Here is a 6,670-nt window from a genome sequence, read left to right as displayed (position 1 = left end):
TTGGGGTTTAGTGTTGGGTTTAAGGTTGGGTTTAGTGTTGGGGTTTAGTGTTGGGTTTAATGTTGGGTTTAATGTTGGGTTTGATGTTGGGGTTTAACGTTGGGGTTTAATGTTGGGGTTTGGTGTTGGGTTTGGTATTTGTCCTTTAATTCCCCGAAACTATCCAAGGCCACCAAAGTTCATCCAAACTAACAGTTCGATTCGGAATCGGCACGGGCGCGTATTGGGAGTAGCGCGCGGCTTCCTGGGTTTGTCCGCTTTCCCGCAGACAGCGCGCATAGACCGTTCGAATCCACCAATCCGTGGGTCCGGTCTTCTCCACCAGCGCATGCCATAGGGGCGTGGCCGCGCGGAAATCGTTGTGCCTCACGGCGGCGACTGCTTCGACTAAAGCATCCGGGGCGTGCGGTGCGGGACCTGTCCCATCGAGAAAACGCCACCACTCCAACTGCATGGCCGCTCCGTTGCGGATCGCTGTTGGAACGCCGTCCGCGCCCCCATAGGCCGCGAGCATCCGCTCCGCCTGCTGCTTCTGCCCAACCACGCGCAAGATCGGGGCCGCGTGCAGGGGCGCGAGTCCGTCACCCGCCCGTGCCCGCTCGGCGAGGAACCGGTTCACGAATTGAAGCGCGCCCGCGCGGTCGTTCATCATCAGCCGGCACCATGCCGTCTTCAATAAGTCGCCGCCGTCCGATAAGTTTGGCTCCTTCGCATAGGCCGCGAGATAGGACTTCTCCGCGTCGCCGAAATGCCGGAAGAAGAACTGGGCATCCCCGCCGGAATCGATCGCATTCGCGCTGTTGCGGGCGGCTCGGCGGTAATCCGCGAAGGCTTTGGTCGCAGCCGGTTCATCGCCCGCATACATCAGCGCATAACCGAGTAAGTTCAGAGGCTCCGGGGTGGCCGGCAACAGCGCGGCGAGCTTGCGGTAATGGTCCGCCGCTTCCGCGTAACGGTTGCTCGCCAGCTCGGCGTCGGCCAATTCCCGGAGGCGGAAGGGGTCGGCCGGCAAGAGCTTGACCAGCGCGCCGAGGGCGTCGACCGTGGTTGCCGCGTCGCCGTTCAGGCGGGACTCTTCGAGATTCAGCAGCGCGCGATCGACCGGTGTGACGCCGCTGCCGCGGGCCCGCACAGCCTGCTCGATGGCTTCGAAAGCGGCCCGGTCATGCCGACTTAGAGCGATGCCCGCGAGGGCGACGTACGGGGGACCGAAATCGGGATCGAGCCGCACGGCTTCCTCGAACGAAGGCGCGGCCTGTTCGGGTGAGCTCTCGACGCCGAGCGCATAGGCACGCAAGGCGCGCGCGCTCCCAGTGATGGGCGGACGCGCTTCCTCGTCTTCGGCATGCGCGATCTCGTCGCCGAAATGCAGCAGATCGTCCAGGCTTCCGCTGCCGGAGAAAAGGACGCGTTCTTTGCGGGTCTCGGTGTTCTCTTCAATGGCGGTGAGCGCGAGGCGATCGCCGGCGACATTTGGATCAACCCAATAATAGCCGGTGACGATTCGATTGGCGCCGCCCGCAATGGCTGCCGATCGTTCCGCCGAAATGCCGGGCGCGCTCGCCGGCCGAACGCCCTGGGCGTCTTCAAAGCGGCGGATCGCGGCCAGCGGAATTACGGCGTGATGACGCGTCCCTTCGAGCTGTCCGGCGATCTCGTCACTAAGTGCCCGGCCGACCCACGCGTTGGCGCCGCCTGCGCTCAGGTCTTCGAAGCGCAGTACCGCAACGCGGTGCATGAACTCCGGTTTGTTGCAGCATGTAAAGAGAAGTGCGAAACCTAGCGCGGCGAAGCGCCCGGACTTACAATACACGCGGCGTGGACTTCATCATCTCTTGGAACTCGACGTTGTCCCTTAACGCGGCAAACTCCGGCTCTTCCATGAACTTATTGCGCTCGGTGAAGCCTTCTTCGAGCGACTTACGAATATAGAGAAGAGCGCCTTCGGTAAGGTTCTGTTTGGCGAACATCTTAGCCAGGTAGTAATGGAACTTGGCGCGTTCGGCGACGCTATGTTCTTCGAGCATGACTCCGAAGGTATTGTGATGATCGAACACGGTGGGGTCGAGCTTCAACGCGGCCTGATACTGCTCGCTGGCGCGCTTATAGTCTTTCTTGGCGAAGTAGGCGGTGCCGAGATTACTCATGATCGAAGCCGATTGGGGCAATACCTTGAGCGCCTTCTTATACTGATGAACCGCTTTGGAATAGTGTTTTTGCGCGTAGTAGATGGTGCCTAAGTTGTTGATTGCTTCGCCATAGTTCGGGTCTACTTTCAGGGCGCGCTGATAACTCTTCTGGGCGGCCGGCAGGTCTTGTAGCTGATGGTAGGCGATTCCCATCTTGTTCCAGCGCGTGGCGTGCGTCTCGGGTTCGCGCGAGTAGACGTCGATCGCTTCGCGGTACATCTTGCGGGCCATGTAGATGTCGCCGCGTTCTTCGGGAGTTAACAAGGGGCGCGGAGCGGGCGCCGGGGCTGCAGTCGAGGCGTTGGCCATCGTCTGAGCGAGCGACGCATAAGGTAAAACGACGGGCAAAGCCACAACTCCCGTGCAGACCAGAAAGACGGCTTTCGCCCCTGCGTACGTCGTGACCTTTGCGGCGATTCCAACGGAAACCATAGGAAGGCCTCCCTTTGGACAAATAGTATCACCGTGCGCGATTTTTTGCTTGAAGAGCTTAGGCGGGAGGTTTCGGTTTGCTGCCGAAAATCTTCTTCCAGAGCGATCGCTTCTGGGTTTGCGCGGCGGCGGGCGGGTCCTTCACCTGACCGGTATCGAGGTCAGTGCCGGGCTCGGTGGATGACGAGGGTACCGGCAGCGGATAGGTTCGGGTGACGGGCGCGGTCAGCGGCAACGAGGAGCGCGCGGGAGTCGTATCCCACCCGGCCACATTGGTCGTGTCACGGTTTCCGTCGGGCAGACTCAGCGGATCGACACCCACCGGTTCCGTGCCCGCGATAAACACTTCATCGCGCGGTTTGGGGGTGTAAGGTGTCGCCGGCATACCGGTGTCGCCGTCGATCTGCAGCGACACGACGCCTTCCGGCGCGGTGAACGCCTTGGTATCGCGATACCCGCGGTATTGCAGCGAGCGCTTCATGAACTCGACCCAGATGGGCAGGGCCGAATGGGCGCCCTCTAATTCCAGTACGCTGTTGTCGTCGAAACCGACCCAGACGATGCACAGCAATTGGGAATCGAAGCCGGCGAACCAGCCGTCATGGGACGTGCCGGTCTTACCCGCCGCCGGGACGGTAAAGCCGCGGGCACGCACCCCGGCCGCCGTGCCGCTTTGCATCACTTCTTCCAGCATGCTGACCATCAGGTAGTTAACGCGAGGGTCGAGAACCGTCTTGGTTTGCGGCTTGCTGCGGAAGATCTGGTTTCCCTTGGTGCCGCGAACTTCATCGATCAGGACCGGCGATACCCGCACGCCGCCGTTGGCGAAGACGGTGTACGCGCCGGCCATCTCGAGGGGCGTCGCTTCATAAGATCCCAGCGCCATCGCGGGAGTCGCCTTCACGTCGTCGTTGATGCCCGCCTTGCGCGCCAGGTTCACCACGTTGTTGTATCCGACCATCTCGGCGACCTTCACGGTGGCGATGTTCATGGAGTGCGCGAGGGCGCGGCGCAGGGTGGTGGTCCCGTAGTAAGCGCCGTGGAAATTGCCCGGCTGGTACGGCTTGCCGTCGAACCAGAAGGTGGTGGGCGAATCGTCCACCGTGCTGGCGGGTGTCAATGTTCGCGAGCCGCCGGAAAGCGCGGTGTTCATCGCCGCCGCGTAGACAAAGGGTTTAAAGATGGAGCCGGGCTGGCGCATCGCGGTGACGTGATTCAACTGGCTTTGCCCGTAGTTGCGGCCGCCGACGAGGGCCTTGATTTCGCCGGTGTGGGGATCGAGCGCGATGAGAGCGCACTGGGCTTCTTTGGCGATCTTGAGCTTATGCAGCAGATCGTCCACCTGATGCATGCCGATCTGCACAGCTTCGTTGGCGGCGCGCTGCAGATTCAAATCGAGGGAGGTATAGATCCGGTAAGACCCGGCCTGGAAATCGTAATCCCCGAACCGGTTCTGCAGCTCGTCGTTGATGAGATCGACGAAATAGGGCGCGTCGCTCGATTGCGATCCCGAATTTGAAAGCTTAAGCGGAGTATCGACGGCAACGGCGTATTCCCGGTCGGTGATGTACCCGTTATCGCGCATGAGCGCCAGCACGACGTTGCGCCGTTCCGTGATGCGCTCCGGATGCCGGACGGGATTGTAATAGCTGGCGCCCCGCAGCATGCCGGCCAGGGTGGCGGCTTCGGCGATGGAGAGCTGGTTAACGTCCTTACCGAAATACGCTTCGGCCGCTTCGCCGAATCCGCGGATCGTGAAGCTTCCGCGGCGGCCCAGATCGATCTGGTTGCAGTACATCTCGAAAATCTGCTGTTTCGAGAGCTTCTGCTCCAGTTGCAGGGTGATCATGATCTCGGCGGCTTTGCGTTTGAAGCTGCGCTCGGGAGTCAGCCACATGCCGCGCGCGAGTTGCTGGCTGATGGTGGAAGCGCCTTGGGCGTTCTTGCCTTCGCGCAGATCGACCCAGGCGGCCCGGGTGATTCCGATGGGATCGATGCCCGAGTGCTGGAAGAAGCGGCGGTCCTCGGCTGAAAGCACAGCGTTGCGCAACACGGCGGGAATCTCGGCGTACTTCAGGTAGCGGCGTTTTTCGCGGTTGCGGTCATACAGGTTGGTGATCAGGAGCGGCTCGAGATCGTATTCGGTGCGGGGCGTGTTGTCGGTGAGGGAAACGATGCGCTCGATATGACCGGCATTGAAGTGAATCACGCCGGGTTCATCGCGGAAGTAAGAATCGGGTCCGGGGAAAATCTCGATGGAATCGGGGCGGACGTTGTAATACCCGATCGGATTGCTCCGGCTCTCGGTGTAACCCGAGCGGCGAAGCTCGGCGGCAATCTCTTCGGGCGTCACGGCGTCGCCAAGGCCCACGGCGACGGGCGCGGCGTAGATTTTAGCGGTGGTGACGAAGGGACCGGCCTTGAGCTTGGCGTCGATCAGTTTGGCGTAATGCAGGTACGCGAAAACGAATACGCAGGCTGCGGCAAGACCCAGAACCGCGCAGGTTCCGAGCAGGAATTTACCCGGAGTGGATAGGAAAAACCGGACCAGGAACGCGCTTTTAGCTACGCGAACGCGGACGTTTTTCTTATCTGCACTCACTGGCGTTTATTGTCTCACGCGCGGTGGGTGTCGTCGCCACACGATTTTTTTGAAGCCGAACGAACAGGGAACGATGATCCGGCGCGATGATAGGTTGCAGCCTATCAAAATGCCGGAATATATAGGTTATCGTTTATCGAAAGAGAGTAGTTTGATAGGTTATAACCTATAAAAAGTCGCGTCTCACGGCTCAATCCCGCTCGCAGGGCGGCATCGAGTTGGCGACGCTGCGCCGCGCGGCCGAAGCGCTCAACTGCACGCTGGTCTATGCGCTGATACCCAACAAACCGCTGGAAAAGATGGTGCGGGAAAGAGCACGCGTGTTCTTGCGGCGCCGGCGGGAACCGGTAGAGCCCTCGATGCTACTCGAAAACCAGAAGGTGAAGGCGAGGAAAGCTGAAGCGAACCTCGATGAGATTGTCCGCGAAACCAACCCACGCCTCTTCTGGGACTGAGGATTGACTGACGTCTTCAATACGGCCGATGCCGCTGCGACGCCATTGACAATCCGAGGAGATGCGTGACCTGATCCCCGCGCATATCGCGTTTCGATCCGAACGGAACGCCGCCGAGCAGGAGAACATCTTGCGCGCGCAAGACTGGGCGCTGAATCGCCGGCGCGATCCGCTGACCGAGAAGTTCGTGCTCGATCTCCACCGGCGCATGCTTGGGGATGTCGGCGTTGGGCGGGCAAATTGCGCATCAGCGAACGCAATCTTGGAATCCCCTACCGGGAAATTCGCGTGGCGCTCCGCTGCCTGCTCGAGGATGTTCGAATGTGGATCGATTGCGCGACCCGAACGGCAACGGCCGTCACTCCCGGCTCGTCGCCGACCTACTGGTGATGCGGCTCGGTCAGGCGCGATTCTCGTGGGGGGGCGCGGGACTACGGGCTGCCGGCGCGGTCCGCGCGCGGTACATTGAAGCGCTGCGGACGGCGGACCGGCACGATATTGGGGCGTTGCTCCGGTTCGCGCGGGGCTGATCTTGAAATGCGCGTCATTTCTTTTCTTCCGGCCTGATGCTTCTAGCCGCGTCGCGGATCGCCTCCACATCGGCCAAGTCGCGGGCGCGTCCGGAGGCGAGTTTCGAGGCGATCAGGTCTTCCGCTGAAATGAAGTTCGCTGTAACGCCGGCCGCTGCGTCGATCCCAGTTTCCACACGCTTTTCCCATGCCGCATCAAAATCAACGCCGGGAATGGAAGGCAGAATATCGAAGCCGTTCGGCTCACGCCCAAAACGAAAGAAACTCTCGCGGTCGGTGAAATCTTCCGGCGTCATACCTTGGAGCGGCGCACCAAATGCGGCCAGCGCAGCATAGGTCGCTTTCGCGTTTTCGGAGTCTGCCTTGATGAACAGGTCCATATCCTTCGTAAAGCGCGGCTGCGAGTGATAGATAACCGCAAAGCCGCCTACGATGAGATATTTAACGCCATGGGACTGGAAG

General features: G+C 60.8%; 6 protein-coding genes. 2 read left to right on the top strand and 4 right to left on the bottom strand.

Translation table 11 applies throughout. The features are described 5' to 3' along the window. Positions 1-145 precede the first annotated feature (145 nt). The 3 genes from H1Y01_RS05590 to H1Y01_RS05580 all read right to left on the bottom strand — a co-directional run bounded on the left by H1Y01_RS05590 (position 146) and on the right by H1Y01_RS05580 (position 5,223). Complete coding sequence (locus H1Y01_RS05590; protein WP_180539327.1) at positions 146-1,738, bottom strand: hypothetical protein; 1,593 nt, start codon at positions 1,736-1,738, stop codon at positions 146-148. Between the two features lie 64 nt (positions 1,739-1,802). Continuing rightward, positions 1,803-2,621, bottom strand: a complete 819-nt coding sequence (locus H1Y01_RS05585) for a tetratricopeptide repeat protein (protein WP_180539325.1) — start codon at positions 2,619-2,621, stop codon at positions 1,803-1,805. A gap of 58 nt (positions 2,622-2,679) precedes the next feature. Continuing rightward, positions 2,680-5,223: a penicillin-binding protein 1A gene (locus tag H1Y01_RS05580; RefSeq protein ID WP_180539323.1), complete on the bottom strand. Its 2,544-nt coding sequence runs from the start codon at positions 5,221-5,223 to the stop codon at positions 2,680-2,682. Between the two features lie 218 nt (positions 5,224-5,441). On the opposite strand from H1Y01_RS05580, the gene H1Y01_RS20225 reads away from it, so the two are divergent. Together H1Y01_RS20225 and H1Y01_RS20220 are read left to right on the top strand one after the other, a co-directional pair. Then, positions 5,442-5,678 (top strand): hypothetical protein, encoded by a 237-nt coding sequence (locus tag H1Y01_RS20225; RefSeq protein WP_180539321.1) that lies wholly within the window; start codon positions 5,442-5,444, stop codon positions 5,676-5,678. 323 nt (positions 5,679-6,001) lie between these two features. Continuing rightward, entirely contained in the window at positions 6,002-6,208 is a 207-nt protein-coding gene (locus H1Y01_RS20220; RefSeq protein ID WP_219341303.1) for a hypothetical protein, read from the top strand. Positions 6,209-6,222: 14 nt separating this feature from the next. On the opposite strand, the gene H1Y01_RS05565 is transcribed toward H1Y01_RS20220, so the two are convergent. Continuing rightward, positions 6,223-6,642 carry a nucleotidyl transferase AbiEii/AbiGii toxin family protein gene (locus H1Y01_RS05565; protein ID WP_367399768.1) on the bottom strand — a complete coding sequence of 140 codons (420 nt, stop codon included), beginning with the start codon at positions 6,640-6,642 and terminating at the stop codon, positions 6,223-6,225. Between the last annotated feature and the right edge of the window lie 28 nt (positions 6,643-6,670).

It is taken from the genome of Nevskia soli (assembly GCF_903970205.1).
In the GTDB taxonomy this organism is placed as follows: Bacteria; Acidobacteriota; Terriglobia; order Bryobacterales; family Bryobacteraceae; genus Bog-113.
Note: the sequence above shows the minus strand (reverse complement) of the source record. Positions and strands in the feature narration are given on the sequence as shown.